This is a genomic window from Streptomyces olivoverticillatus, from assembly GCF_014203555.1.
Taxonomy (GTDB): Bacteria; Actinomycetota; Actinomycetes; order Streptomycetales; family Streptomycetaceae; genus Streptomyces; species Streptomyces olivoverticillatus.
The window spans coordinates 147,936-173,783 of record NZ_JACHJH010000007.1; the positions used below are offsets into that span (position 1 = coordinate 147,936).

28 protein-coding genes and 2 pseudogenes are annotated in these 25,848 nt (G+C 68.1%); 14 read left to right on the forward strand and 16 right to left on the reverse strand.

From position 1 onward, the window contains the following. Positions 1-8: 8 nt before the first annotated feature. The 6 genes from pcaDC to FHS39_RS22380 all read right to left on the reverse strand — a co-directional run bounded on the left by pcaDC (position 9) and on the right by FHS39_RS22380 (position 6,185). Positions 9-1,442 carry a bifunctional 3-oxoadipate enol-lactonase/4-carboxymuconolactone decarboxylase PcaDC gene (gene pcaDC, locus FHS39_RS22355; RefSeq protein WP_343069686.1) on the reverse strand — a complete coding sequence of 478 codons (1,434 nt, stop codon included), beginning with the start codon at positions 1,440-1,442 and terminating at the stop codon, positions 9-11. Between the two features lie 56 nt (positions 1,443-1,498). Continuing rightward, positions 1,499-2,590 (reverse strand): IS110 family RNA-guided transposase, encoded by a 1,092-nt coding sequence (locus tag FHS39_RS22360; RefSeq protein WP_221463091.1) that lies wholly within the window; start codon positions 2,588-2,590, stop codon positions 1,499-1,501. 662 nt (positions 2,591-3,252) lie between these two features. Beyond that, positions 3,253-3,450 (reverse strand): HhH-GDP family DNA glycosylase, encoded by a 198-nt coding sequence (locus FHS39_RS22365; RefSeq protein ID WP_184351224.1) that lies wholly within the window; start codon positions 3,448-3,450, stop codon positions 3,253-3,255. Positions 3,451-3,592: 142 nt separating this feature from the next. Next, the gene (locus tag FHS39_RS22370; protein ID WP_184351225.1) at positions 3,593-4,195 is read right to left on the reverse strand and encodes a hypothetical protein; all 603 of its coding nucleotides are present in this window, start codon (positions 4,193-4,195) and stop codon (positions 3,593-3,595) included. A 149-nt stretch (positions 4,196-4,344) separates the two neighbouring features. Next, a complete protein-coding gene (locus FHS39_RS22375) occupies positions 4,345-5,058 on the reverse strand; it encodes a response regulator (RefSeq protein WP_425507807.1) in 714 nt (237 codons plus the stop codon). Then, the gene (locus tag FHS39_RS22380; protein WP_184351226.1) at positions 5,055-6,185 is read right to left on the reverse strand and encodes an ATP-binding protein; all 1,131 of its coding nucleotides are present in this window, start codon (positions 6,183-6,185) and stop codon (positions 5,055-5,057) included. The genes FHS39_RS22375 and FHS39_RS22380 overlap by 4 nt, the downstream gene beginning before the upstream one ends. 228 nt (positions 6,186-6,413) lie before the next feature. Between FHS39_RS22380 and FHS39_RS22385 the strand changes: the two genes are divergently transcribed. Further along, entirely contained in the window at positions 6,414-6,995 is a 582-nt protein-coding gene (locus tag FHS39_RS22385; RefSeq protein WP_184351227.1) for a TetR/AcrR family transcriptional regulator, read from the forward strand. A gap of 59 nt (positions 6,996-7,054) precedes the next feature. On the opposite strand, the pseudogene FHS39_RS22390 reads toward FHS39_RS22385, so the two are convergent. After that, a pseudogene (locus FHS39_RS22390) lies at positions 7,055-8,674 on the reverse strand (IS1182 family transposase). Between the two features lie 144 nt (positions 8,675-8,818). On the opposite strand from FHS39_RS22390, the gene FHS39_RS22395 reads away from it, so the two are divergent. The 6 genes from FHS39_RS22395 (at position 8,819) to FHS39_RS22420 (ending at position 12,922) form a co-directional block, all read left to right on the forward strand. Further along, entirely contained in the window at positions 8,819-9,229 is a 411-nt protein-coding gene (locus FHS39_RS22395) for a nuclear transport factor 2 family protein (protein WP_184351228.1), read from the forward strand. Positions 9,230-9,395: 166 nt separating this feature from the next. Continuing rightward, positions 9,396-9,944: an SRPBCC family protein gene (locus tag FHS39_RS22400; RefSeq protein WP_184351229.1), complete on the forward strand. Its 549-nt coding sequence runs from the start codon at positions 9,396-9,398 to the stop codon at positions 9,942-9,944. A 146-nt stretch (positions 9,945-10,090) separates the two neighbouring features. Further along, positions 10,091-10,732, forward strand: coding sequence for a DUF2867 domain-containing protein (locus FHS39_RS22405; RefSeq protein WP_184351230.1), 642 nt, complete (start codon positions 10,091-10,093; stop codon positions 10,730-10,732). Positions 10,733-10,799: 67 nt separating this feature from the next. Then, a complete protein-coding gene (locus tag FHS39_RS22410) occupies positions 10,800-11,411 on the forward strand; it encodes a DUF2867 domain-containing protein (RefSeq protein ID WP_184351231.1) in 612 nt (203 codons plus the stop codon). After that, entirely contained in the window at positions 11,395-11,856 is a 462-nt protein-coding gene (locus FHS39_RS22415) for a DUF6463 family protein (RefSeq protein ID WP_221463092.1), read from the forward strand. The genes FHS39_RS22410 and FHS39_RS22415 overlap by 17 nt, the downstream gene beginning before the upstream one ends. 10 nt (positions 11,857-11,866) lie before the next feature. After that, a complete protein-coding gene (locus FHS39_RS22420; protein ID WP_184351232.1) occupies positions 11,867-12,922 on the forward strand; it encodes a hypothetical protein in 1,056 nt (351 codons plus the stop codon). A gap of 88 nt (positions 12,923-13,010) precedes the next feature. On the opposite strand, the gene FHS39_RS22425 is transcribed toward FHS39_RS22420, so the two are convergent. The 3 genes from FHS39_RS22425 to FHS39_RS22435 form a co-directional block, all read right to left on the reverse strand. Beyond that, on the reverse strand, positions 13,011-13,715 hold the full coding sequence (locus tag FHS39_RS22425; RefSeq protein ID WP_184351233.1) for a ubiquinone/menaquinone biosynthesis methyltransferase: 705 nt from the start codon (positions 13,713-13,715) through the stop codon (positions 13,011-13,013). A 102-nt stretch (positions 13,716-13,817) separates the two neighbouring features. Then, on the reverse strand, positions 13,818-14,216 hold the full coding sequence (locus tag FHS39_RS22430; protein ID WP_184351234.1) for a hypothetical protein: 399 nt from the start codon (positions 14,214-14,216) through the stop codon (positions 13,818-13,820). A 23-nt stretch (positions 14,217-14,239) separates the two neighbouring features. Further along, positions 14,240-14,539: a hypothetical protein gene (locus tag FHS39_RS22435; protein WP_184351235.1), complete on the reverse strand. Its 300-nt coding sequence runs from the start codon at positions 14,537-14,539 to the stop codon at positions 14,240-14,242. Here FHS39_RS22435 and FHS39_RS22440 point away from each other — a divergent pair. Together FHS39_RS22440 and FHS39_RS25760 are read left to right on the forward strand one after the other, a co-directional pair. Then, positions 14,525-14,770, forward strand: a complete 246-nt coding sequence (locus FHS39_RS22440) for a hypothetical protein (RefSeq protein ID WP_184351236.1) — start codon at positions 14,525-14,527, stop codon at positions 14,768-14,770. The two genes, FHS39_RS22435 and FHS39_RS22440, sit on opposite strands and share 15 nt — an antisense overlap. A 1-nt stretch (position 14,771) precedes the next feature. Continuing rightward, positions 14,772-14,897, forward strand: a complete 126-nt coding sequence (locus tag FHS39_RS25760; RefSeq protein WP_281396898.1) for a hypothetical protein — start codon at positions 14,772-14,774, stop codon at positions 14,895-14,897. Here the strand turns inward: FHS39_RS25760 and FHS39_RS22445 are convergent. From FHS39_RS22445 to FHS39_RS25890, 5 genes and pseudogenes are all read right to left on the reverse strand, one after another. Continuing rightward, positions 14,892-15,269 (reverse strand): DUF6463 family protein, encoded by a 378-nt coding sequence (locus tag FHS39_RS22445; protein ID WP_343069687.1) that lies wholly within the window; start codon positions 15,267-15,269, stop codon positions 14,892-14,894. The genes FHS39_RS25760 and FHS39_RS22445 overlap by 6 nt on opposite strands. 108 nt (positions 15,270-15,377) lie before the next feature. Continuing rightward, positions 15,378-16,607 carry a hypothetical protein gene (locus FHS39_RS25555; protein WP_246470406.1) on the reverse strand — a complete coding sequence of 410 codons (1,230 nt, stop codon included), beginning with the start codon at positions 16,605-16,607 and terminating at the stop codon, positions 15,378-15,380. A gap of 513 nt (positions 16,608-17,120) precedes the next feature. Further along, the gene (locus tag FHS39_RS22455; RefSeq protein ID WP_184351237.1) at positions 17,121-17,303 is read right to left on the reverse strand and encodes a hypothetical protein; all 183 of its coding nucleotides are present in this window, start codon (positions 17,301-17,303) and stop codon (positions 17,121-17,123) included. Between the two features lie 568 nt (positions 17,304-17,871). Beyond that, complete coding sequence (locus FHS39_RS22460; protein WP_184351306.1) at positions 17,872-18,255, reverse strand: hypothetical protein; 384 nt, start codon at positions 18,253-18,255, stop codon at positions 17,872-17,874. 80 nt (positions 18,256-18,335) lie between these two features. After that, a pseudogene (locus FHS39_RS25890) lies at positions 18,336-18,779 on the reverse strand (transposase); the annotation flags it as partial. Between the two features lie 598 nt (positions 18,780-19,377). Here FHS39_RS25890 and FHS39_RS22470 point away from each other — a divergent pair. Together FHS39_RS22470 and FHS39_RS22475 are read left to right on the forward strand one after the other, a co-directional pair. Further along, a complete protein-coding gene (locus FHS39_RS22470) occupies positions 19,378-20,454 on the forward strand; it encodes an XRE family transcriptional regulator (RefSeq protein WP_184351238.1) in 1,077 nt (358 codons plus the stop codon). Between the two features lie 42 nt (positions 20,455-20,496). Further along, entirely contained in the window at positions 20,497-21,621 is a 1,125-nt protein-coding gene (locus FHS39_RS22475) for a hypothetical protein (protein WP_343069688.1), read from the forward strand. A gap of 14 nt (positions 21,622-21,635) precedes the next feature. Here FHS39_RS22475 and FHS39_RS22480 read toward each other — a convergent pair whose 3' ends face one another. Continuing rightward, complete coding sequence (locus FHS39_RS22480; RefSeq protein WP_184351240.1) at positions 21,636-22,253, reverse strand: hypothetical protein; 618 nt, start codon at positions 22,251-22,253, stop codon at positions 21,636-21,638. 1,408 nt (positions 22,254-23,661) lie between these two features. Here FHS39_RS22480 and FHS39_RS22485 point away from each other — a divergent pair. From FHS39_RS22485 to FHS39_RS22490, 3 genes are all read left to right on the forward strand, one after another. After that, the gene (locus tag FHS39_RS22485) at positions 23,662-24,099 is read left to right on the forward strand and encodes a hypothetical protein (RefSeq protein WP_184351241.1); all 438 of its coding nucleotides are present in this window, start codon (positions 23,662-23,664) and stop codon (positions 24,097-24,099) included. Positions 24,100-24,291: 192 nt separating this feature from the next. Continuing rightward, a complete protein-coding gene (locus FHS39_RS25185; RefSeq protein WP_158705858.1) occupies positions 24,292-24,501 on the forward strand; it encodes a DUF5988 family protein in 210 nt (69 codons plus the stop codon). Positions 24,502-24,522: 21 nt separating this feature from the next. Then, on the forward strand, positions 24,523-25,836 hold the full coding sequence (locus tag FHS39_RS22490) for a beta-ketoacyl synthase N-terminal-like domain-containing protein (protein WP_184351242.1): 1,314 nt from the start codon (positions 24,523-24,525) through the stop codon (positions 25,834-25,836). Positions 25,837-25,848: the final 12 nt, after the last annotated feature.

The window sequence follows — 25,848 nt, forward strand, 5'->3', positions numbered from 1 at the left end:
CCCGGCCGCTACCCCTGGGTGCCGCGCTCCTCCTCGACGACGCGCCGCGCCACCGCGAAGGCCGCGCCCGCGGCCGGCAGCCCGCAGTAGAGGGCGGAGTGCATCAGCACTTCCCCGATCTCCTCGGGGGTGACGCCGTTGCGCAGGGCGCCGCGGGTGTGCGTCGCCAGGTCGTCCAGGTGACCGCCGACGGTGAGGGCGGTCAGCGTGACCAGGGCGCGGGTACGCCGGTCGAGCCCGGGGCGGCTCCAGGTCTCGCCCCAGGCGATGCGGGTGACGAAGTCGTCGAAGCCGGCGGTGAAGCCGTCCTTGCGGGCCGCGTCCGCCGGGCCGGCGTCGGTGCCGGTTTCCGCGTCGCCGAGCACCTCCTGGCGGATGCGGGCACCTTGCTCGTACGCGTCGGGCGCGGGGGCGGCCGGGGTGAACGGGTTGGGGGCCGCGGGTGCGGGCGTGCCGGCGGCGGGGGTGGCCGGGGCGGCGGGCGTCGGCGTCTGGGCCGGGATGAATGGGCTGGGGGCCGCGGGCGCCGGGGCCGGGGTGCCGGCGGCGGGGGTTCCGGTGGCGGGGGTGGTGGGCTCCGCGGCCGGGGGGATGGGCTCGGGGGCCGGGCCGAAGACGCCCGCGGGGGCGATCGGCGGGATCGGGGCGGCGGCGACGGGCTGGGGCGTGCGCTGCCAGGCGCTGGTGAAGTGGCGTACGAGCAGGTCCGTGACGGCGACGGGCTGCTCGACCGGAGTGAGGTGGCGGGCGGCCGGCACGACGGCGAGCCGGGCGTCCGGAATGCCTGCGACCAGCACCCGGGCATCGGCGGGCGGCGCCACCTCGTCGTCGGCACCGACCACGACCAGAGTGGGCACGGCTGCGCGCTCCAGCTCCTCCCGAACGTCGAACGCGGCCAGCGCCTCGCAGGCGGCGGCGTAGCAGTGCAGGTCCGTGGTGCGGACCATCTGGACGGCCCAGTCCACGATGGCGGGCTGGGCGCCGGCGAAGACGGGGGTGAACCAGCGCTCGGGCGCGGAGCGGGCCACGGGCTCCAGGCCGCCGGTGCGGATCTCGGCGGCGCCCGGCCCCCGCCCCTCGTGGTGGGCGGCGGAGCCGACCAGGGCCAGCGAGGCCAGCCGCTGCGGATGCCGTAGGGCGATGTCGATGCCGATCGCACCGCTGACTGAGCACCCGGCGTAGCCGAAGCGGTCGACGCCCAGGCGGTCCAGGGTGGCCAGCAGCCGGTCGGTGAGTTCGGCGACGCCGACGGCGGGCTGTGCGGGCGCGCCCCCGTGGCCGGGCAGGTCGAAGCGGACGACGCGCCAGTGGCGGGTCAGCTCCGGTATCTGGCGGTCCCACATGTGCCATGTGGTACCCAGCGCGGGCCCCAGGACCAGGACTGGGGCGTCTTCTGGCCCGTCAGAGCGGTATTGGAGGGTGTTCGCCGGTGTCTCACTCACCCGCCAGACCCTCTCATCTGTCATGACAGCCCCTATGAGCGGGGTCCCGGCTGTAGCTATCTGACCAGGTGGAAGACCTCTCGGGCCGCGTAGCGTTTGAGGCAGCGGATGATTTCGCGACGGGTCTTGCCCTCCTTGATCCGGCGCTCGTAGTAGTCCTGGGTACGTGGGTCGACCCGCAGTCGGGTGAACACGATGCGATGGAGCGCGGCGTTGGCCTGACGGTCACCACCACGGTTGAGGCGACGGACCTGCCGACGTCCCGAGGAACGCTCCACAGGACTGACCCCGCACAGTGCGGCGAACGACGCCTCACTGTCCAGGCGTTCCGGGTTGTCCCCCACCGTGATCAGCAACGTGACCGCGGTGTCCGGACCAATGCCCATCACGTCGAGCAGCTGCGGGGCATGGCGTTCCACTAGGCGGGCCAGGCGAGCGTCCACATCGCGGATCTGCTCGGAGAGCTGGCCGATCCGGTGAGCCAGCAGACCCAGCGTGATCCGAGTCGCCTGCAGCACCGACTCCTCTCCGCCTTCCTCGTGACCGCTCGCGCCGGCGAACCGCGCGCAGGTACGGAAGAGTTCGGCATTACCCAGTCCGGCCAGTGCTTCCCGCAAGGCAGGGTCAGCCGTGACGAGGACGGACTTGAGCTGGTTGATGGCCTGGGTACGGGCTTTGACGGCCGACACCTTCGTGAGCTTGTACATCCTGGCGATCTGCACCGGCCCGTCGCCAGATTTGGCACGAGCACAGGCCCGCCCGCTCAATACGGCTCGCGCCGCGTTCTGGGCATCGAGCGGATCCGATTTGCCCCGCCGACGGCGATCAGCCCGGTCCATCCAGTTCACGTCAAACACATCCACACCCTGGGCCAGCAGATAGCGGGTCAGGGACGCCCCATAGGAGCCGGTTCCCTCCACCCCGGCCCGCCGTACGGCTCCCGACGTCCTGGCCCACTTCAGCAGATCCCGGTATCCAACCGCGCTGGCCGGGAACTCGCTGGTAGCCAACACCGCCCCCGTCAAGGAGAGCACCGCAGCCACATGCGCATCGCGGTGCGTGTCCACTCCCAGCACCACCTCCCCCGCCGGACGATGACGGCGGGACTTCGAAGCAGGCAACGTACTGGACACGGTCGAAGTCGCCATACCCGATCCCTTCCCAGTCCTATGACGCGTCGCGTTGCCGGTACCGGGCCGCGTCAGACGGTCAGAATCGTGAGGACGCCACAACAATCGGCAGGCCCCTATCGGGACACGCCCCGCCAGCCCGGTACCAGCAACGCACCATCCCCAGCCAACGGCCGACACTGTGTGACAGAGACACCTTGGTCAGAAAAATCATGAGTCAGACCCCAGACCCAGGACAGCACCCACCCATCCTCCCGCCCCTCCCGACACACGAACCCTGTGTACTCAAACTCGACCGCTAACCGAAACTACGCGATAACTGGCGTTCGTTGATGGCAGGGAATGTGTGCAAGAGAGACGCGGCAATGACGTGTATTACAGCGGGCCCGTTCCTCTGCGGAGCGCCCTCCTGATCGGTGCGGCGTTCCTCCGTCCCGGGCACGGTGTCAGTCGTCTGCAACTTCCGGGGCAGTGTGGGCCAGGGGCCGCGTCTGCCCTGTTGTTCTTCAACTTCCCGGTCCTGGAGCCCCACCATAGGCGGCCTCAAGCGCTACCGGCATGCCCACCGACGGATCACTGATCACGCCCACCGCCTCGCGCCCGTTGGCCACGTTGCGGTTCACCACCGTCCGGCCACCCCATCGTCCATCAGCATCGGGCGTCGGGCAGAGAAAGTTGTGTCAGCGTGTACCGGTCGTGGTCGTTGAGGTCATCTTGGCGAACAGTGCCGGGGACACCTTGTTCACGCCGACGTCGGTGGCCTGGGCCGAGAAGATGACCGCGATCAGAAGCTGGAACGGGGTCTCGAAATCCAGTTCGCGCTTCGCGTACGGGTAGACCCCGCCGAGCTCCCGGTAGACCTTCCGGGCGCGGCGCACCAGGGCCAGGCGGACTCGGCCTTGGTGCTGACCTTCTTGCCGGTGTCCGGATCCGCCACGACTGGGGTCATGGGCTCCACTGTAAGTCGGACGGTCATGTCGGGGCGACGTGGTCAGCGAGCCGTCACCTTGGCGCCACGTCCTACCGGGTCGCGCTGCGGCGCCGCCGATACGCCAGAGCACATGCCGTGACGAGCACGGGCCAAGCCAGCAACGGGAGGTAGCAGACCGCGAACAGCACCTTCGACCATCCACTGACCTCAAGGTGTGAGTGCGGGGTGCCCTTGTCGCCGATGGCCGGGGTGAAGTGGACGTGGAAGAAGATCGGGTTGAGGAAGAACCAGGCGGCGAGCAGCGCGAGCAGCGCCGATCCGGCCAGGGCGGGGATGACCGCGGCCTTGACCGGGACGCGCCGTCCACCGATGACGGGGAGCCATCGGGGGACGACTTCGCCCCATGGCTTGACCAGGCCGAGGGTCAGAAGCGCGATTCCCTCGCTGACGATCGAGAGCAGCAGGACGTAGATGTAGTCGGACGGCTGCGAGTGGTAGCTCGGATTCTCTGAATGTCCCACGCCGGCCATGCCGGCGGTCATCAGCAGCCGCCACAGGCTCGACGGCAGCACCACCAGGGCCACCGCGTGAGCGGCGAGTCGTGCCCAGCGGGGAGTCCCGGGGACGTAACTGTGCTTCGGGCGCTCCAGCTGCGGGATCGGGGCCGTCGTGCGGTTCCGCGAGGGTGTCACAGGCCGGGTCGTTGTCATGCTTCAAGCTTCGGGGCGACAGCCTTGACCACGGTATATGCCGTTCGGCACCGGCTGGCGGTGGGATCCGGTTCCGGGAGGTTCCGTTCGGCACTGGCAGTTTCCGTCACGAGCTGCCCGATGACTGCGGATCACTCGACAGGGCCCGCGCCGCACACCCCGTTCCGGAACGCCCAACCCGCGATCCCGACCCGATTCCGCGCCCCGACTTTCTGCTGGATCGTCGCCACGTGGTTCTTCACCGTGCCCGCCGAGATGAACAACTCCGCGCCGATCTCCGCGTTCGTGCCGCCCTCGGCCAGAAGCCGGACGATCTCCCGCTCCCTTTCGGTCAGCGACACCACAGCTCCTCGCCGCCCACCCTGATCGGTCTGCGCGAAATGCTGCAGCAGCCGCATCGTGACCTGGGGGCTGATCAACGTGTCGCCGGCCATGGCGGCGCGAACGGCTTCGATCAGCAGCGTCGGGCCGGAGCGCTTGAGGAGGAATCCGGACGCGCCGTGGCGCAGGGCCACGTGAACGTACTCGTCGAGGTCGAACGTCGTCACCACGATCACGCGCGCCGGTTCTGCGACGTCCGGGCCGGCGAGCAGGCGGGTGACTTCGAGGCCGTCGAGGCGGGGCATGCGGATGTCGGCCAGTACGACGTCCGGCTTGAGGCGACGGGCCAGCTCCACCGCGGCCGGGCCGTCAGCGGCCTCACCGACCACGCACATGTCCGGCTGTGCGTCGAGGACCATGCGGAAGGCGGCCCGGATGTTCTCCTGGTCGTCGGCCACCAGAATGCGGATCGGCACCGCTCCCCCGGAGACCGGCATTCCAGCTGTACCCGTCGCCTCCGTCATGCCGCTGCCCACTCGCCATCCGCGTCACCGACCGGCAGCTCGGCCGTGAGCCGCCAGCCACCCCCGTCCCGGGCCCCGGCCCGCAGCGTCCCGCCGAGCGATTCGACCCGCTCGGCCAGCCCCGGCAGACCGAGGCCGCCGCGTCGCTCGGCACGCCCGCTCAACGCCCGCCGCTCGGTGCCGTCGTCGACGACTTCGACGGTCAGTGCGTCCGCCGTCCTCGCTACCTTCACCCGGACCTCACTTGCGTCGGGAGCGTGCCGCCGCACGTTGGTCAGCGCCTCCACCACCACGCGGCACACCGTCGCCACCACCTCCCGCCGCGCGGCGTCGGCCCCCGCGGCGATCTCCAGATGCACCCGGGCCGAGGACGAGCCGGCGAACCTTTCCACCAGCTCGGGCAACTCGCCCAGACCCTGCACGGCGTGACGCCCGCCGTCGTCGTCTTCGTCGGTACGCAGCATGTGCACGGTCTGATCCATCGAGCGCAGCGCGCGCTGCCCAGCCTCCTCGATCCGCGCCAGCGTGTCCAGCGCCGCCTGCGGATTCTGCCTGGCGACAAACCGCGCGGCCTGCGCAAGCGCCACGATCTCGCTCACGTCATGCGCGACGAAGTCGTGGAGGTCGCCGGCCAGCTCCAGCCGCTGCTGCCGTCGCGCGCTCTCGACCGAGGTGCGGCGCCGCATGTCCAGGGCCCTGAGATACACCGAGCCGACCACGCCGCAGGTCGCCACGATCGACCAGAACAGACAGCCGCCGACGATGCCCCGCACCGTGTCGTGCGACCAGTCTCGCAGCACCCAAGTGGTGATGGCCAGATGCGCCAGCGCCCCGCCCAGGATGGCGACGGGGACGGACGCGGTCCGGACCGTCGGCACTGCAAGAGACAGGAGGAGTAAGACCTCGAGGGTTCCGTAGCTGCCGCCAGCCGTCCCCTGCACGCCGCTTACCACGCCGCCTACCAGCAGGCTCGTCGCGCCGAGCGAGACCACGGCCACGGCAATGGTCACCAGATCGAACACCTTGCGGACCTTCGCGCGGAAGACGGCCGGAACGGATAGGGCGGTTACGAGATACGTGACGACCGCGAGAGCCGCCACCGCCGCAGGCAGGATGATGATCAGCACTCTCCGACACTACGCCCCGGGAATGAGGGTGGGTCCCGCAACTGCCCGACCTCGGCGCCGATGTTCTCGTCCAGCAACTCACGCAGCCGCCCGACGCGGGCACACCTTGCCGTCGGCCGCGGCGACCACCTCGACCGGACCGGCGTTTCAACCCATCGTGAGGATCGGGCCACGAAACGAGTCGACCACGGCTCGCTCCACCGCAATGTGGAGCGTACTCTCTATTTCATGGCCCGACCACCTCGCTACGACGAGACCCAGCTGCTGGACACCGCCGTGCGGATCGCGGCCGACGCGGGCCCGGCGGCGGTGACGATGTCGGCGATCGCCCGCGCCAGCGGCGTGCCCAACGGCTCCATCTACCACCGGTTCCCGCAGCGGCTCGCCCTGCTGGCCGAGTTGTGGCTGCGGACCGTCGAACACTTCCAAACCGGATACTTCGCCGCGCTGCAATCCGACGGGGATCCGCTGCGGGCCGGGGCCGCCGCGGCCCGACACGTCGTCGCCTGGAGTCGGCAGAACCCACGGGAGGCCGCGGTGCTCTTGCACGGGCCGCAATCCTTCGGCCGCGACGAATGGCCGGAGGAGTACGCACGGCGCGCCGACGACGGCAACAAGCGGGTGCTGGAGGCGGTGGCAGAACTCGCCGAGCGCGGGGGGGCCACCGCCGAGCTCGAAGTCGACCGGGTCATGCTGGCAGTCATCGAACTGCCGCTGGCAGTGGTCCGACGATATCTGCGCGCGGGTCGGCCGCTGCCCCCGCACGCCGAAGAACTCGCCGAGCGCTGCGCAGTGGACCTGCTGGCCTAGAAGATCACTGAAAACCTTGCCTGGTCAGTGGTGGTTTTCGAGGTGGGTGCACCCTGGCTTCAGGCGGTGGCGGCGTTGATCGTCCAGCTGTTTGCGGTGCGGGTGAGCCCGAGGTTGATCAGTCGGCGGAGGTTGAGAGCGGCGGCCCGGTGGTGGAGCCAAAGCTCGTTCTTGATGACGCCCCGGTAGCGGAGTCTGCGGTTGCCGTGTGCGACCAGCCAGGCGATGGCGCGCTCGACCGGGGGCCGCCAGCGGCGGTACCCGGCCTGCCAGACGGGATGGGTGGCAGCCTGGCGGGCGGCCGCCAGTTCGGCGTAGTGGGGGTGGATGTTGAGGAGCCGTTTGGTCTTGGAAGTGGTGCAGCGTTCCCGCAGCGGGCAGGTGGGGCAGCCCTTCTTGAACTGGGCGGTGCGGACGCCGCCTGGCTGTGGCCGGCCGAGGTTGACGGTGTGTCCGGCCGGGCAGGTGGCCGTGCCGGCGGCGGGGTCGATGTGGAAGTCGTCGATGGTGAAGCCGTCGGTGATGGCCTGGCGTTTCGCGGCGGGTTTGATGACCGCGGTGTCGCCCTGCCCGGCCAGCAGGACACGGAGGTCGCCGGTGCCGTAGGCGGCGTCGCCCAGAACCGTCAGCCCGGTCTCCTCGGCGGCCAGTAACTCCTGTGCGACCGTGGCCTCATGGTTGTCCGCGCCGTATCCGCAGGTCAGGGCGACAGCTGTGAACAGGCCCGCCTCCGGCTCGAAGGAGACGTGCCCTTTGAAGCCGTCCTGGTGGTGGGTGCGGTTCTTGTGGATGTGCCGGGATTCAGGGTCGACGGTGGAGATGATCCGATCGTGGGCGGTGCGGCGGGCGATCCGCCACCGTCCGTCGCTGCCGTCGGAATCGTCGGCGGGCTCGATGTCTTGACCCGCGACCAGCGCCAGGATGCCGACCGCTGTCCGCGTACAAGTGGATCAGACGAGTACGGGGACAACCGCGTTCGCGGCCTGCTCGCCCAGGGGCTGCTCGGGCAGCTGCCCGAGCACCTTGAAGGCATCGGTGACCAGCGCGTCGACCAGAGCGGCGCGGGCCGCCTCGTCGTTCCAGGCGATCTTCGGCTTGCCCGGAGTGGTGTAGTCGTGGGCGGTGCAGTACTTGGCGACGACCTCACGCGCGCCGGGGACCTCGCGGGCCACGGCCCGGATGGCAGAGACCAGCTGGGTGACGGTGTCCTGGGTGGCCACCGCATCCTCGAAGACCGTCGAGTCCAGCGCCCGCCGGCGCTTCCCCTTGAGTACACCGGTGGCCGCCACGACCTCCCTGACCTTGCCGAACAGCCGGTCCGGGGCCGGCGAACGCTGCAGGCGGCGCCGGAAGTAGGTCAGCAGCGACGGATCGAAAGCCGTATCGAGCAGACCCAGCCCGCACGCGGCCTTCCACCGCAGGTCACAGCGCAGTTCCAGGACCGTCTCGAAGTCCGACAGCCCGTGCAGGCTCTGCAGCACCACGGCAGCGGCCAGCACCTGCGGCGGCATGGACGGCCGCCCGTTGGACGAGGGATACATATCGGCGAACATCCCCGGCGGGAACAGCACTTCACGGTGCTCGGCCAGGAACGCGAAGACGCTGCCCGGCGGGATCAACTCCCGGCAGGTCTCCCACACATCGGGTCCGACCGGCTCCCCGGCCCACTCGCCCTGCATACCCACCAGACTGGCCCCGGCCGGGGCATCCGGGGCAACGCGGTCCTCACGGTGGCGCAGGCCGCCCAGTCCTGACGACAAGCTCGGCCGAATCCCCGTCGAACGATTCGCCCAGCTGAGACGATCATCACGAAGGAGCAGGGAATGAGCACCATCTTGGACCCCAAGGCAGTCGTCGTCCGCTACGCCGAGGCCGTCCGCGACCGCGACGCGCAGGTCGTCATCGACAGCTTCGCCGAGGACGCCACCTGGCTGTACCCGGGCAGCCTGCCGATCTCCCGGTTGTGGGAAGGCCGCGAGGCCATCGTCAACGACTTCCTCGGCAGCATGGGCCGCCACCTGGACCCCACCGCGCCGGTCGTCATCGAACTCATCAACGCCTTCGCGGACGGCGAACAGGTGCTCGCGGAGTGGATCTCGGCCACCGCTGCCAACGGCGCGGTTTATGACAACAAGTGCGCCGGAGTCTTCACCGTCCGGGACGGGAAGATCACCTCGGTGACGGAGTACGCCGACACCCACCACGTCGCAGCGACCCTGTTCGCCCAGGACTGACCAGGCAGGACAGGGGCTCGGCCGGGCCGGAACCGCGTCGGCGGCATCGGCTTCTCTGCCTCGCCATCCGGCAGGGTCCTCACAGCCGGATGGCCCAGCTCTGAAATAGAGAGTATTCTCCATTTCAAGTGGAGAGGTTTCTCTAATATCCGGGGAGGGCTGCACCATGGCAGTGCTGAACGTCCACGAGCGCTGGATTCCGGCGACACCCGAGCAGGTCGGTGCCTTGATCGATGCCTTGGCCGGCGACGACGACCCGCTGTGGCCGTATCCGGCCTGGCCGAGGATGAGGTTCGACCAAGGGCTGCGCGTCGGTTCGCGGGGCGGTCACGGCCCCATCGGCTACACCGTCGCGGCATACGTGCCCGGTCAGTGGGTGAGGTTCCGCTTCAGTGCCCCGCGCGGCTTCGAGGGGTTCCACGAGTTCACCGTCGAGTCCGACGAACCGGGCAGCACCGTGCTCCGCCACGTCATCGCGATGCGATTGCACGGAACCGCCCGGTTCGCCTGGCCGCTGGTCTTCCGCTGGTTGCACGACACTCTGATCGAGGATTGCCTGAACCGGGCGCTTCACGCCTTCCGGCCGGACGACGGCGATCACCGCAAGATGACGGCACATGTCCGGATGCTGCGTCGCCTGACCTCGCAGACGGCCGCCCGGGGCGAAGCCGCCGGTGGTGGAGCCGGAATCTCATCCGGCCCCGGCCGCGGGTGACATGACGGCGCCGGCGGCACCCGCGCCGTGACCGGACCGCGCTTCGACGTGACCGAGTGGCGGAGCGTGCGGAGCGCGGCCACAGCGGGTCCACCCTCACGAGAACCCCGATGAGCAGCACCATGCATGTCGATCGGAGTGCATCCATGCGCCTGCCGAACACGGCCCACGAGACACAGCCCTGGCTGATCCACCAGATCGCTCCCGACTTCCGGTTGGAGGATGTCTGGGCCCTGCCGACCCCCGGCGGCCCGGACGGCTTCACGACTCTGGTGTCGGTCCTTCAGGACGGCGACTTCCAGCAGGACGCCCCGCCGGTCGCGCGCATGCTGTGGCAGCTGCGCTGGAAGCTCGGCGCCGCTTTGGGCCTGGACCGGGACCGGGGCGGACTCGACACCCGGGTGCGGTCCCTGCGCCACCGCCTGCCTCCGACGCTGCCTGAAGCGGCCGCCATCCACCCCGGCGACGGTCGGTCGCCGTTCACCTTCCTCTACCAGTCGGGCAATGAACGTGCCGCAGAGATCGCCAACCGGACCATGCACGGAGTGGTGCACCTGGGCTGGGTCCCCGACGAGCAGGGCGGCTGGCGCGGCCAGATGGCCGTCCTGGTGAAACCGAACGGCCGTCTCGGGACCGCCTACATGGCCGCCATCAGGCCTTTCAGGCACCAGGTCGTCTGCCCCGCCCTCATGCGCTCCTGGGAGCGCCGCTGGCAGCGCCAGTGGGAGCGCGACACCCGCCCGGCGCCGACCGGACAGCACGACGCCCCGGCGGCCGTTCAGCCTTGACCAAGGAGGTCTCAAACATGGTGGTCCACCCATCCGACTCTCCATCTCGCCGCAGGGGTGATGCGATATGAGAATGCCCATCGAGGCCCACACCTCGCGTCCCTGGCTCATCCACGAGATCGCACCGGATTTCCGGATCGAGGACGTCTGGTCGTTCCGCACTCCCGGCGCCGGACCGGACGACTTCCCCGTGATGCTGGCCGCGCTGGAGGCCAGCAACCGGCCCGGGAAGACGACCTGGCCGACCCGGTTCCTGTTCGCGGTGCGCTGGAAACTCGGCGCGGTGTTCGGCTGGGACAAGCCGCAGGCCGGCCTGGACGCCGCCGTGACGTCCCTGCGGGATCGCCTTCCGGAGGACCTGCGCCGCTGCCCTGGACACAAGGATCCGAACATCCCGTTCACGCCGGTGTACCAGACCCATGACGAGTGCGTGGAGGAGATGGCCAACACCACCGCCCACATCGTGTGCCACCTGGGCTGGGTCGCGACCGACGACGGCGGCTACGAACTCCGGATGGCCGCCCTGACCAAACCCGGCGGCCGGCTCGGCCGGTTCTATCTGGCCTTCATCAAACCCTTCCGCTACCTGGTCATCTACCCAGCCCTGACCCGGCGCTGGGAGAGAGCCTGGCTCGACCGCGACCTGGACAAGAAGGTGCACCATGACCGCGAAAGCTGATCCAGGGCCGTCCCGGAACCGGCAGCTGATCACCTGGGCCGGATGGCTCCTGGTGACATTCGGAACAGCGCACACAGTGCTCGCGCTGACCATCGAGCACGCCGCGAGCCACGCCGGCGACTGGTTCAGCGGGAAGCTGTGGGGCTCCGACCTGGCCGCGATGAGCCCGGCCGGAAGCGCATATTGGCTGACCTACAACAGCTTTGGCCCGCCGATCGTCATCATCGGCTTGACAATCATGTGGCTGAACCGCCGCGGCATCGCCCCGCCGCCGTTCATCGCCTGGGCCCTGCTGACCTGGACGGTTGGCGGCACGGCGCTCGCCGGGTTCGCACCCCCGCTCGACTTGGCCGCGGAGATCCTCCTGCTCGTCGCCGCCCACCGCGCCAAGCAGGCGCCCCGGACGGACCCGTTCCACCACGCTACCGGACCACAAGGATCCTGATGGTAGAAGCATGACAAAGGAATTGAATTCACACCCCATGAAGCCTTCGGCAGGACCCGATGCGGACTTCGTGACGGAGCAGGCCCCTCCGATCAGTCGCCTGCGCGTCATCGCCTGCTACGGCACCATCGCGGCAACGTTCCCCTACCTCGCCCTCAAACTCGCCTGGGCCGCCGGCAGTCACATCGGCGTCAAGGGCGACGCGATGGAGAACCCGACGATGGTCGGGGCGAATCTCGCGACACTGGGCATGGACGCCGCCGCCGCGACGCTGGCGCTCGCGCTCATCAGGCCCTGGGGCCGCCGGATCCCGGCCTGGCTGCTGGTGTTCCCACTGTGGGTCGCCACCGGATTCATCGGGCCGATCCTCATCGGCGCCCCGCTGTCCGGCCTGGTGGCGGCGATGACCGGGACCGCGGGCGGCGAGCCGCGGCACGACCCGGCAGACGACATCGCCGGCTGGGTGTTCGGGATCGTCTACACCGGCTTCATTCTGCAGGGGATCGGCCTCGCGATCGGGTTCTTCCTCTACGCGCGCTCCCGCTGGGCCCCGGCATTCCGGCTGCAGCTTTGGGATCTGCCCACGGGCCCGACGTTCGCCGTGCAGAAGATCACGATCACCGGCGTCGCGGCCTTCAGCCTGCTCCCCGCCGGGATCCACCTGTACTGGGCGGCCGGCGGCACGAGACTGCGGCCGGACCTGGACCAGACATGGCAGGTACGGCTGGTCATGGAAGACGTGTTCGCGCTGCTGCCACTGACCGGGACCGTCGCCATGCTGATCCTGGCCGGCAGCCGAGACGCACGGCCGGCGCGCACGACGCTCGCCGCAGCCTGGCTGGGCACCGGCGCGCTCTTCTCATGGGGCTTCTGGTGGATGGTCTGCGCCTCCTTGAAGGTGCCGTTGTCGGAGGGCAAGGACATGCGCGGCCTGGGCCTGGTCGGCGGGATGATGACGCTGGCCGGAGCGGTGCTGGCGTCGGGGCTGGCGCAAACCGTGGCCACGGCGCTCGCGAAACGTGCACAGACTTCGAGGACTGAGATGGCTACCGCCGAGTCGTCGTAGCAGGGCGCCTCCGTCGGGCCGCACGCCCCTTCGTAGGGCGTGCGGCCTTGCGGCGTCGGTCGCATGCGAGCGCTGTCGCCGCCGTTCGTCACGCCGTCTTGGTGGCCCACATGATGACGTTGGTGCCGAAGAACGTCTTACGCCACCCGATGTCCTCGAAACCGAGCCCGTGCAGCACCTCGGCGATGCGCTGCGGCGACATGAAGTCCCGCGTGCTGGATTCGAGATAGGCATAGGACGTGCGGTCGCGCGCCACGACCTGTCCCAGCAGCGGAACGATGACACGCATCCCCCACTGCACGACCGGCTTCACCGGGCCGCTCGGGGGGCACGTTTCGAGGATCACGAGGCGGCCGCCGGATTTGAGGACCCGGCGCTGTTCGCTGAGCGCTCGGTCCAAGTCCTCGACGTTCCTGAGGAGGTAGCCCTCGGTGATCCCGTCGAAGGACTCGTCTTCGAAGGGCAGACAGGCCGCGTCGGCATGCTGCCAGCGCACCGCGGCGGCCCCGGGTTTGGCTTTCGCCCGGCGCAGCATCTCCTCCGAGAAGTCAAGGCCGGTCACCGTGGCGGCGGGGTACCTGCGAGCGGCCTCCAGAGCGATCGCGCCCGTCCCCGTCGCCAGATCCAACAGCTTCCCGCCTCCGGGCGGCGCGACGAGAACGGCCACCTCCCGGCACCATTTCTCATGACGGCCGAGCGTCATGACGAAGTTCATCCGGTCGTAGTACCCGGCGATCTTCTGGAAGATCCCATGCACTTCGGAGTCCTTGCCACGACGCGTGTGGGAACTCATCACCTGTTCTGCCTTTCTCTGCTGGAACGGCTTCTGCCGGATCGTCCGGGAAAGGCGACACGACTCCCGACGGCTTCGGGCTGAGCCGTAGACTTCGAACGCTCAGTGCTCACTGCTGTCGGGATCCCGGGTCGGATGCATGAGTTGGGAATCCATGCGGTCGACATGATCCGAGAACATCCACCTCGATAGCTTGGCCCGGATCTTCAGCGACCGACTCCTGGGCCGTGGCGCGCCGTTCTCATCGGTGTCCGGCTGGAGTTCCAGCGGCTTCTGCACCTCATGCGCGGTCAGCCGGTACCGTTCGCCTGCGGATAGCGGCTCATGGACCTCAGTGAACTTGCCTCCCACCGAGACCTTGATGATGCCGGTCTCACGACCGTGGAGGACCTTTTCCTGGTCGCGATGTTGCAGGCCGAGGGCGATGCGCTTGGTGCACCAGAACGCGATGACCGGGCCGACGAAGGCCAGGACACGCAGCGTCCAGCTCAGGGTCTCCACTGAGAGGTGGAAGCGGGTCGCGATCAGGTCGTTGCCGCCGGCGAGCCACAGGACGCCGTAGAAGTGATGCCGGCCACGCCGATCGCGGTGCGGGCCGGGCGGCTGCGTGGACGGTCCAGCAGGTGGTGCTCCCGCTTGTCGCCGGTGACCCACTGCTCGAAGAACGGCCACAGTGCCAGGCCGGTGAACAGGATGCCAGGCGCGATCACCGCTGGGATCAGGGCGTTGAGGGACAGCGTGTGACCCCAGAGAGAGATCTCTCTCTGGGCGCTGCCGCTGAACGTGTACTGGAACTGCACGAGCAGGACATGGCCGCCGCCCACGGCCTGATCACCGGCCCGATCGGCCGCGAGGGCCTGATCGGGCTGCTGGCGATGTCGGTGGAGATCTCGGCGAAGCAGCACCGCAACCGGTACCTGGCGGTGTACGAACTCTCATTGGAAGCCACCCGCCGCCCCGCCCTGCAGCAGACCTTCGACGCCATGAAGAGCTCGGCGGTCGACTTCACCCACGAGCAGCACCAAGCCCTTGGGCTGACCACATCGCGGGGCTGACGTGGAAACCCTGATCACCCTGTTCGGCGGTGCACTGTTCAATCTGATCACCGGCCAGGCCGGCGAAGTCGACGGTGCTATGTGCACCGCACTGGCCCGCACCATGGTCGCCGGCATCGCATCATGACCCGGCGGGGCGCGCGGATCGACGGACTCCCACCAAGAGCAGAACGGATGCGGCTGTCGCCAGCGGCGCGGGGGACGGCTCCACGCTGACCGTACAGACGACAGTCCACGGGAGCACCACCCAGGGGAGGAAGACCGGCGGCGTTATGCCGCGTCGATCCATCCACGTCACCAAGAGGCCGATGACGAACAACGGCAGACCGAAGCCAGCCGGGCTGCCCCAGAAGGCATTGGCCGCGCGGGTGTCCTCCCACCAGTGGCCCCAAAGCCGAAAGAACAGCCAATCCCCGAAGTAAGTCCGGCTGAGCAGCAGTCCGACGAGAAGGTGTACGGCGCCGATGAACGCCAGAAGCCGGCCGGCCCATTTGATCACGCGAGTAACGCTCCTTTCGCAGGGTTCATCGTTGGTTGTGGAGTTTCGGATGGGCGATTTGTGCAGGCCGACGAGGAATGCTGCGATCGTCGGCCACGCCTTGAGGACTCAGGCGCGATGGCGCCGGTAATAGGAGAAGGTGACGGCCGCGAGCAGCGGGCCCCAGAGCACCAGGGGCTGATAGCAGACTCCGACGATGTCGCCCCAGGGTCCCTGGAACGCCGGGTGGTGCTCATGGGACCACCACAACGCGAAGCCGCTCCAGATGGCCATGAGAGCCAGTGAGCCGAGCGCGGCGGGAATGACGGCCGCCAGCGGGTGAACACGTCGTCCTCCGATGAACGGTATCCAGCGTGGTACGACCTCGCCCCACGGCCGGACCAGTCCAAGGGTGAGCAGGGCCAGGGCCTCGGAGACCACGCTGAGGCCGATGACGGCGACACTGCCCCAGCCCGGGATCTGGAACGACCGGTGAAGTTCGGCATCGCTGTAGCCGACAGGCAGGCCGAACCCGAGAGCTATCCGCCACAGGCCCGAGGGCACGGCGGTGAGGGCGGCCGCGTGGGCGGCACGGACGGCCCATCGGGGAGCCGGGAGCGGAGTGCTCCGGAAGGCGGCCTTGCGCTCGTGATCTCCGTCGTGTCCGGCGCCGGGATCGGCCGGAGGGACCGTCGTCGAACCAGTGGGCTCGCCGACGGCAAGCCACGTCCGCCGTCCGCGCCGGTCGGCGGTACGGCCTCCGTATGTCAGGGTCCGACGCTGGTAGGACAGCGAACAGACGCCGAGGGAAAGGCCGATCGCGAAGAAGTTGACGAACCCGATGACGAACACCGTGGGAGACAGACCGGCCAGGTGCGCCGTGGACAGACCGCCGGTGGCCATGACGACAAGGCCGAGACCTCCATATGGCGTGAGGGTCGCTGCGACCGCCCAGCCGGGAGCCAGCAACAGCCACCGCGGGACCCGTCGGCCCCGGAGCCCCGGCACCCAGCGCGGGAAGACCTGACCCCACGGCCGGACGAGCGCGGCGAGCAAGGTGATGGCCAGCAGGATGCCGATCGCGGTGAAGTCGAGGCCGTGTCGCTCCATCCACACCAGGAAGCGAGGGGCTCCGTTCTTGGTGAACTCGTCGGCAAGGTCCATCCCGGCGGGCTTCCCCGCGGTGCCGCCCCAGGCCCAGTAGACCTTCATCGCGACATACGGGAGGGCTCCGACTGAGCCGGTGACCGCCGTCCACGCGGCTGCGCGTCCCGCGGCGACGATGGTGGCGTCGGTCCCCGCCAGCGCCCGCCCACGCCTTGGCGGAATCCGACGGTCACCGGAGTACAGCACGGTCATGGCCCACCCCTTCCGAAGGTATTAGAGAGATCGATCCAATTAATATAGAGGGTACTCTCCATTTGGCCGGGACTGGGACGCGGGACCCCTCCTGCTTGGACGCCGGCAGGCGGCGACCCTATGCGGGCCCCGAGGACTTCGCCGGTGCGGTCGAGGCCGGTCGCCGGGGCGTGAGCCAGATGGTGACCGGTAACAGGGCACCCGTCGCAACCCCGGCTGCGGGGTATGCCGGTTTCGGGTCGAACACGGCCCGGTCTGACCGCTTCGTGCACCGCGCGTGGTGGCGAGCGATCCCATCACGGCGAAGCCGAGGACGGTTTGCCGGGAGGTGCCGACGGTTGCGGAGGCCAGGCCCGTGCGGGAGCGGAGCATGGCGGTCATCGCGATGCCGGTGAGCAGCGTGTTGGCCAGGCTCGCGCCGAGCAGCGGATAGACGGGTTCGGCGAACACCTGGTCGGCGTGGCCGTCGGCAGGACCAGCAATGCCGAGGCGCGGTCAAGGTGGTCGCGGCGGTCAGCAGGACGGGCCGCACCCGAGGCGTGGCGCCAGGCGCCCGGCGGCAATGCGGCCCAAGGCCAGCGCGGCGGGAGCGAGCAGCAGCCTCAGGCCGGCCTGCATCGGGGACAATCCGCGCACCTGCTGCAGTTGCAGAGAGTTGATGAACACGGTGCCGTTGAAGGCCAGGTGGTGCAACACCGTGAGCAGACTCGCGCCGGCGAAGGCCCGGTCCCGATACAGCGCCGGATCGATGAGCGGATAGTTCGATCCGCAATCCTCCGCACCGAAGCATCCGTATGTAGGAGCCAGCCTCAGCAGACGAATGACTAGGGCAGGGTCATGATCTCTGAAGCCGTTGCTCTGTCGATCATGGTGGGCGTCAGTTCGACTGGGATGACACGGTCGAATGATCGGCGGCGTGCGCGCACATGAAGACAGGGCCCCCGAGGCAGTGCGGAGTTGTTGATGCAAGGCCCGCCCCGGAGGCCCTGATGCCGCAGTCTTTCGTCTCGTTGCCGGCCGCGTCCAACTGGCCTTCTCTGTCGTGTGATTGTCTCGCCCACCGGTTCGGGAACGCGGCCGACCATTCGGACCGGCGGCCGGTGTACCCCACGGACATGCCGGACGCGGAGTGGACGGTGGTGCGCGACGCAATGCCGGTTCCGGGCTGACTGGAGGGGCGCGGCGGGCAGCCGGAGGGCTACTGCCACCGGCAGATGATCGACCAATGCCACGAAGTTATGGATTCGGTGATGGCGTCAAAGTGTCAGGGAGGGGAATCTTGTAGGTGCTCGGCGCGGTTGCGGATGAGTCGGCCGTTGCGGGCCCAGTAGCAGATCTGTGCGGTGAGGCTGCTCAGGGGGCGCCCCGCGGTGGGGAGTCCGAGATGGCGGGCGACGTCCCGGGTGTGCATGGCTTGGTTGGAGTTCGCGGCCAGGATCTGGCAGACCTGGCCCCAGCATCCGGAGAGGGTCGGGCTCGAGTCCTGCGCGCTTGGCAGGGTTGGTGGGTGCACGGTGATCTCGATGGCGGTGATCCGGGTGCTGTCGCGTGGGCGTCCGTCGCGGTTCCAGATGGCGTAGCGGGAGGTCCCGCACTTGACGATGCGGGCGGACAGCCGCATCCGGCGCTCGGGAAGCAGTGCGTGCAAGACATGGGCGCCGATGTGTCCGACCAGGTCGGGGTGGCTGCCCGGGCCTGAGGCCGCGGTCGTCCCGGCGAGGCTGACGCCGCGGCGTTCTCGTGCGCGGAGGCCGCCAGGACGACGACCGCGATGACCAGGCCCAACGTGTCCACAGCCAGGCATCTCTTGCGGCCCGGCACCCTCTTCCCGGCATCCCGGCCCGTCGTGGCGGCCGGCACGCCGACGGAGGCATGGATACTCTGCGTGTCCAGAACGACGAGGCTCGGGTCGGCTAATCGCCGCTTCTTCTCCCGCAGTTGCCATCGCAGCAGATCACGAATGGTCTGGTCGGTGCCGTCGTCGCGCCACTTGTAGAAGTAGTACTTCACCGCACCGGCGGCAGGCAGGTCGTGGGGCAGCAGGTCCCACTGGCAGCCGCTGCGGTTCTGGTACAGGACCGCGTTCACGATCTCCCGCATCGCGTACTTGCCCTGGTGACCACTGACCGAGCGGTGCCCGGACTTCCACGCTGTGATCACGGGCTCGACCAGGGCCTACTGCTCGTCGGAGACGTCACTCGAGTACGGCTTGCGATCACTCATCCCACCACCCAGCGAACCACGAACGCTTGACCGGCAATGATGCCTCAACGTCACCCCATCGAGCGATGACAAGTCAGACATAAGGTCACGTACCGCACTCTCAGGAGTCGGACCCTGGATCTGGGACAGGACCCACCGATCCTCCCGCCCCCACAGCATCCGCACCCGGCGTGCTCAAACTCGACCGCCGACCGCACCTATGCGGCAACTGATGTTCGTTGATGACGACGAACGTCCGAGAGGCACAGCAGCGACGAATGCAACGCGGCAGCTCCGCCTTCCTAGACAGAGCGACCTCCTGATCTGTGCAGCGATCCACCGTCTCGGGCTGCTCGTGTAGGCGAGTCCTTCACCCCGGCCCAACAACGGTCAACAGGCTTGCAGTTGGGGTGTCAGTGGCGCGTGATATCCCTGAGGGCGTGACACTCTGCGGATCATGCACGGAATATTTTGAGGCATAAAAGCGTGTATCGTTACTGGAGTTGAGACCAGCCAGGGATGGGGGTGGACCGTGAGTGATCAGAAGGAGTTGCTGGCGGATCCCACCATGCTCACCCTGGCGCGCGACTCCCGGGGGTGGACCCAGTCCGAGCTTGCCGAGCGGATGTCGCACGTGGAGGGCAGCCGCATCACACAGGGGTACGTAAGCCGGGCCGAAGCCGGACGGATCCCGGTCCGGGCCGATCGGGTGCTCCTGTTCGCCGCCGCGCTTCACTTCACCCCCGAGATGCTGTGCCAGGCTGCCGATACGGCCGGGGTGGGCATCGGGCTGATACACCACCGCAAGCGGGCCTCGCTGGGGGCCCCCGCGCTGCGCCGAATCCATGCGACGCTGGCGCTCACCCGCCTCCAGGTCGAAGCGGTGACCCAGGCGGCAGCCCTCCGTCGCCCTCACCGGTTCAGGCCCATTGAGGTCAACGACTTCGACACTCCCGCGGACGCCGCGGAGACGGTACGCGAAGAGTGGAACGTTCCCGCCGGCCCCATCGACGACCTTGTCGCGCTGCTCGAAGACGCCGGCGCCCTGGTTGTAGTCCGCGATCTGGGGACCAGCGAACTCGACGCCGTGAGCCAGTGGCCGCACGGCCGGGCGCCGCTGGTGCTCCTCAACTCCACTGCCCCTGGTGACCGTTCGCGCTTCAGCCTCGCTCACGAGCTGGGCCATCTGATCATGCACCGCGAACCGGGCGAGGGACGCGCTCAGGAGACCCAAGCCGACCGGTTCGCCGCCGAGTTCCTCATGCCGCACGAGGGCATGCTGGGCGAGTTGAAGCCCGGCATCGACGTCGCCCGCCTCATGGATCTCAAAACCCGCTGGGGGGTCTCCATGGCCGCCCTCGTCCGGCGGGCCGTGGACCTGGGCGTGATCAGCGAATGGCAATACCGCACTCTCATGGTCGAGTTGTCCGCGCTCGGCTACCGCACCAATGAACCAGTCGTCATCCGGCGCGAGACTCCGCGTCATATCGCTCAGGCCGTCACCCGGCTTGAGGGACAGCACCACCTCAGCGCGACCGAGACCGCTCACCTGGCGGGCCTGGGTCGTGAGGAGTTCCACGAGGTCTACTTGTGCGCTTCTTCTCCGTCCGGACACAAGGACGTGCCGGACCCTTCTGCGAGGTGATTCATGAGCAACGCCCCCGGTCCCAGGCGGCGACCGCCCGCCGTGAAGACGCTCGACCACACCGTGGCAGCGGTGCCGCTCCTGCAGGGACGCGTACTGCTCCACGAACACGCCCAGTACACTCCCCGACCTCGCCGGGCCCTCGATGACGGCCTGAGCGGCGTGGTCATGACCGGCGCCAACGCCGACGCACGCGCCTTCCAGCTCCGCGCCGACGTCGGCTACCAGGGCACATTACTGATCGACAGCGCCGTGTACACCACGTACACGGCAACGGCGGAGGAGCCGTTCATGGCACCTCCCGACGAACTGTTCGCCGCCGTGGACACCTCGCTGAACTTCCAGAAGGCGCGAGGGGCAACCGCAGCGCTGACACCCACCGGCTACATACCGCCGGCGGACTCCCGTGCCCTCAAAGCGGTAATGCGGGAAGCCAACCGGATCGAGCGAGCCGACACGCTGGTCTCCCTTCCGATCGATGTCACCTGGCTGAACCGGGAGAACATCGGCCAACTGATTGCGGTCTGCGCCAAGATCCGTCACCCGAAGGCAGTCATCCTCTTCCGCCAGTTCGACCCGCTGGAACAGGCGAAGGACATTCCGGCCAACCTGCGGCGGCTGGTCACCGAGGTCGAGCACATGTCGCTATTGCGCACAGACCTCGCAGCTCTCGACGTGATAGCGCACGGTGCCCTATGCGCGGGAATCGGCATCCAGAGCTCGCTCCGTCACGCGATACCGCCCGAAGAGAAGGCCCAGATAGGCAAGCGCGGCGGCGGACCCACGTACCCGCACATCCTGATGCCGCAGTTGATGTGCTTCAAGGGCGCCGAGTTCTTGTCCAAGGTCTACGGCAATGCGGATCCGGCAACCTGCGACTGCGAGGAGTGCGACGGGCGCAGCCTCGACAGCTTTTATCTTTCCGACGGTGAAACGCGGCGTGAGGCGGAGAACCACAACGTCCACACCTGGGGCGCATGGGTCAGCGACATGGCCAGCTACCGAGCCGGCTCCGAGCGTAAGACGTGGTGGCGCAATAAATGCGCTGCAGCCGTCGACCGCTACGCACTGGAAAACCAGCGCATCGGAGTGGGCGCGAGTCCCAAGTCCGGGTTCCAAGCACCCGCGCCGCTCAAAGCATGGGCGACACTGCCCGTCACTCAGTAGCCGGATGCACCCCCTCAGGGGAGCTGACGGTTGACGTCTTCCAGGAACTTCCAGCCAGCAACCGTATGGCGCTTGCGCACGAAGGGGCTGGGTGGCACAACAACCTCGACCGCATCCCCCTGGATGTGGAGCAATCCGATGCCGTAGAAGTCAGCGCGCATCACCGCCTCGTCCTTGCGCCGCAACACGCCATCCATCAATACGGAACGAGCAGTGAACGGTGTGAACCGCTCGGCCTGCTCCATCGCCGACTCCCAGCTGCGTCCAGGCACCAACACCATGTCGACATGGACCGGCCGGGTCGCCAGACGAGTAATCAATCCGTCGCGTCGAACCACCGCCCCCTTCGGCAGAGCCTTCAACGCTCGGCGTTCCCTGCCGTTCAGTGATCCGGCAGGCACCGGCTCGCCGAGCGGCAGCGCCATCAAGAGGTTCAGGGCATCCGGTCGCGTCAGCGGAACCATGCCCGAAGCCGCCCGCCGCTCCCGCTCTCGCGCCTCGAATCGGTAAGCCGCGACGACCTTCACCCGCTCGGCTTCAACAACCGCCAGGCTCGCATCGCGGGGTACGAGATCGCCGGGAGCCAGCGCCCCCGCAACCACACCCAAAGGCTCTCGTGCCACGATTGCCATCGACCAACCTGCTCTCGTCCTAGACCGACGCTCTCCCCAGCAGGGCTGTACGCACTCATCCTTACCGCTTGCCCCGCGCCACCGGAAGCAGCCTCAACAACAAAACCAACAGACCTCAACCGGCCCCAGACACAGGAACGCGTCCAAACGAACGGCAAGGCTAGTACGGACACCCGTGCGATCATCAGCCGCCTCCCGGATAGCTCCGCATTGGTCATCGACCACCGCCTCGCTGCATAATTCGCATCCACAACAGGTCGCGTACGGGCAACTCCGACCTCAGCCATCCCGCGCCACGATGCCCACAGTTGTTCGAATTCTTGCACCGCCCCGACCTACCGAGAGCATCTACTCCCAAACCGCAGCCGACCAGCGCCGCGCCATCGGCCCGGGAAGACAGAACCCCCGCCGAACTAGCCGACGGGGGCAACATCTGTCACGCCCGAGTCACCAACAGCATTGACGGGCCTGGACGACAAGATCCGAACTCGCTCAAACGCTCCCGATCTGGACCACGTGGACGCCAGAAGACGGTTTCGCCCACCTGTGCCATGTAGTACCGAGGGCCGGGCCCAGGACCAGGACCGGGGCGCCTTCCGGCCCGTCAGAGCGGTATTGCAGGGTGTTCGGCGTACTCTCACTCACCCGCTCACGCTCCCACATCCCACAATGTCTCACCGGCCGGGGTCGGACGCTCGTCATACCGCCCCAGGTTTCCGCCGCTGAACGCAAGTCCTCCACGTCCGGCTTGACGTACCGCCTCTTGGTCGTCTTGACCTTGGTGTGCCCCGTCCACCGGGCAGGGGCAGTCGTCTGATCCGGAGCTCCGTTGCTGGTCACGTCTGCCATCCCGGACGGTCTGCCGCCCGCATTCGACGCTCGTGTCGGCTGTGCCCGTGTCCTGGTGCCGGGAGCCGTGCCGGCATCACCGAAGCCACCCGCTGGGCCGGCCGATCCATGGACCGCCCCTTCAGCATCCTCGGACTACCGAGAGGATCTTGAAACGGCGGCGCCACCGCGGCACACACGCATCACTATGAAAAGCATGATTCGCCACCCCTCTGCTGATTCCCGCGCGCCATCACTACCGATTCACTCTACTCGGCGGGCTTTCTGGTGGGATAGTTTGACTCCGCCCCCCATCGCCCCAGATCCGAACCGAGCCAAGAGCGATCACGTCACCGGGACCGAGGGATTCGGCGCCCATTGGCGTCTCTTGAGTGGACCGGCAGGTCAAAACACCAGCAATGGCGTCTTGTCACTGCCGACGGGATTCGAGTTACCGCATTTCACGGATGGTTGTACGCACGTTCCAGGCGCAATCGACCCGGTGGGCGGTATGCGCCCAATGCTCGCGCCGGAGTGAACCACAACGGGGCGCCAGTGACCGCCGTCGAGGGAGTCTGGAATGACGGGTACACGATATGGCAGGCCCGACAGTGCCCGCCGACGGCAACCACGCTGGCTGCTGGCCGGGATGGCGGCCAACACGTTGGTCACCCTGGTCGGTACCGGCTGGCTGGTCATGACCGGGCATGCGGCCCAGGCCGACCTCATCCAGGTGCACGACGCGGCCAGCCGGCTCCACACCGACCTGTTGGTTTGCGACCTTCAGGACGCGGCTGGGGAGTCCGCTCTCATCCAGCGCCGGACGGCTTCCGCCCGGCGCTCCACGTCCGACTTCCTCTGGAATGCCGCAGCCCGGATGCCGCTGGTCGGTCATCCGGTGCGCACCCTTCAGGGTGCGGCCGTCGCCGCGGACGAACTCGCCCGTACCGTCCTGCTGCCCCTCACGGACGCGCTGCCCGCACCCTCCTCTTCGGCGTCGGCGCAGGTCGGGTCGTGATCGCGGTGCGGCATCCGCCCGAATGCGGCTCGCGGTCGGCGCCATGGCCCCGGCACGTCGGGGCAAATTCACCACGCACGTACTCCGTCACTCCGCCTCCCTACCTGACCAACACCACGCGATCTTAGGGTAATTCATGCAATAGCAGGGACGGCACACCGAGGGGGCCGCCTGCCCACCGAAAGGCACACCATGTCCAGACACACATACGTGGTACTCATCGGCGGACCACCTGGGACTCCGCCCCTGTGGAATACCCCGCCAGCGACGGATCTGGACCGGGTCAAGGTCCCCCTGGGCAACGGCTACGAGCACTTCGAGTTCACGGGTCAGTACCTGGAAATGGCCGGCGAGCAGATCCCTGTATACGGCTGGTGCTACCGCACATTCATTGCAGAGTAAGACATGTTCTAGGAGTCCACGATGAGCGCTTCAAACACGGCGCGGGATGCCGTGGTCACTGGCATGGGGTTCTGCCTGCCCGGCAGGCTCGAACCCGTATGCACCGCGGCCGAAGTCTGGGACATCGCCGCCAACGGTGTCTCCTGTATCACGCCGGACGAGGTCTGCTACGGAGCGGTCCATCTGACGACCGAGATGTTCGACCAACGCCTCAGCGAGATCCCGTCGTTCTTCTCCCACCACTACACCAACGCGCACCGCTTCAGCCTCGTCTCCCTGGTGGAAGCCTGTGCGGACGCCGAACTCGATTTCCGCGCAGGCGATCTGCGAGAGGCGGCCCTGCTCGTCGGACGCGGCGGTGTGGACGCCAACGTCGACAGCTATCTTTCGGTGCTTCGGGCGGACGCCGGGAAGACCACGGCGCTGGAGGCGATGGAGCTGTTCGTCGCCGCGCAACAGGCCGTGACGCCATCCGACGTGGCTCTGGTGCAGAGCGCTCTGACCCGCTCCAAGGGCCCGATCTACACGGTCTCCTGCGGCTGCGCCTCCTCAGCCGTACAGATCGGCAACGCCCAGCGGCTGATCAGAAGTGGCGAGGTGGATGTCGCAGCCGTGACCGGAGTCGATGTGTTCGACATGGGGCTGATCGAGAACATCCAGCGCCTGCTGCGGGGTGCGCAACAGGCCTACGAGAACGTCCGCTCGGATGGCATGCCCGAGTTCGTGCCGTCGTTCGACGAACTCATGCGGCCGTATGACCGACGCGCCAAGTGCATCAACCACGGCGAGGGGTCGGCGACAGTGATCCTGGAGAGCCGAGAGCACGCGGAGCGGCGCGGTGTCCGGGTCCACGGCCAGGTCCTCGCCACCGCGATGGGCCGTGACGGCCTGGCGAACCCGCTGGCCTGTGATGACTCCGGAACGGAACTGGTGGCCGCGGTGCGCAAATGCCTCGGTGAGCGGTGGCGGATCGATCAGGTGCCGTACGTCCACGGCGGGAGCGACGGGAACCCTGTCGTCACCGCCTTCGAGACCAATGCGATCACGGAGTTGTACGGCTCCGGCTCATCGGTACTGATGACCTCTCAGGAGGCCTGCTTCGGCCACAACGGAGCACCCGCGGGCTGTCTCGGCGTCGCACTGACGCTGCTGATGATGGAGCACGGCGAGGTGTGTCCCACCACCAACTGCGAACAGCCCGCGGACGGCCTGTCCTTCGACCCTGTTCCGGGGATCCGCACCCGACCGCTCGACTTCGACTACGCCTTGACCTTCAACTATCAGCTCGGCGGAGTCAAGAACGTGATTCTGCTGGGAAGTCCGGAAGCCGTCTAGCCAAGCGTACGG

Excerpts from the sequence above, each read along its gene's own strand:
- FHS39_RS22360 (WP_221463091.1), bottom strand. The coding sequence starts at position 2,590 with ATGGCGACTTCGACCGTGTCCAGTACGTTGCCTGCTTCGAAGTCCCGC.
- FHS39_RS22375 (WP_425507807.1), bottom strand. The coding sequence starts at position 5,058 with ATGACGGAGGCGACGGGTACAGCTGGAATGCCGGTCTCCGGGGGAGCG.
- FHS39_RS22385 (WP_184351227.1), top strand. The coding sequence starts at position 6,414 with ATGGCCCGACCACCTCGCTACGACGAGACCCAGCTGCTGGACACCGCC.
- FHS39_RS22395 (WP_184351228.1), top strand. The coding sequence starts at position 8,819 with ATGAGCACCATCTTGGACCCCAAGGCAGTCGTCGTCCGCTACGCCGAG.
- FHS39_RS22400 (WP_184351229.1), top strand. The coding sequence starts at position 9,396 with ATGGCAGTGCTGAACGTCCACGAGCGCTGGATTCCGGCGACACCCGAG.
- FHS39_RS22405 (WP_184351230.1), top strand. The coding sequence starts at position 10,091 with ATGCGCCTGCCGAACACGGCCCACGAGACACAGCCCTGGCTGATCCAC.
- FHS39_RS22410 (WP_184351231.1), top strand. The coding sequence starts at position 10,800 with ATGAGAATGCCCATCGAGGCCCACACCTCGCGTCCCTGGCTCATCCAC.
- FHS39_RS22415 (WP_221463092.1), top strand. The coding sequence starts at position 11,395 with ATGACCGCGAAAGCTGATCCAGGGCCGTCCCGGAACCGGCAGCTGATC.
- FHS39_RS22420 (WP_184351232.1), top strand. The coding sequence starts at position 11,867 with ATGACAAAGGAATTGAATTCACACCCCATGAAGCCTTCGGCAGGACCC.
- FHS39_RS22425 (WP_184351233.1), bottom strand. The coding sequence starts at position 13,715 with ATGAGTTCCCACACGCGTCGTGGCAAGGACTCCGAAGTGCATGGGATC.
- FHS39_RS22440 (WP_184351236.1), top strand. The coding sequence starts at position 14,525 with ATGGCCGCCGCCCACGGCCTGATCACCGGCCCGATCGGCCGCGAGGGC.
- FHS39_RS25555 (WP_246470406.1), bottom strand. The coding sequence starts at position 16,607 with ATGACCGTGCTGTACTCCGGTGACCGTCGGATTCCGCCAAGGCGTGGG.
- FHS39_RS22470 (WP_184351238.1), top strand. The coding sequence starts at position 19,378 with ATGCTCACCCTGGCGCGCGACTCCCGGGGGTGGACCCAGTCCGAGCTT.
- FHS39_RS22480 (WP_184351240.1), bottom strand. The coding sequence starts at position 22,253 with ATGGCAATCGTGGCACGAGAGCCTTTGGGTGTGGTTGCGGGGGCGCTG.
- FHS39_RS22485 (WP_184351241.1), top strand. The coding sequence starts at position 23,662 with ATGACGGGTACACGATATGGCAGGCCCGACAGTGCCCGCCGACGGCAA.
- FHS39_RS25185 (WP_158705858.1), top strand. The coding sequence starts at position 24,292 with ATGTCCAGACACACATACGTGGTACTCATCGGCGGACCACCTGGGACT.
- FHS39_RS22490 (WP_184351242.1), top strand. The coding sequence starts at position 24,523 with ATGAGCGCTTCAAACACGGCGCGGGATGCCGTGGTCACTGGCATGGGG.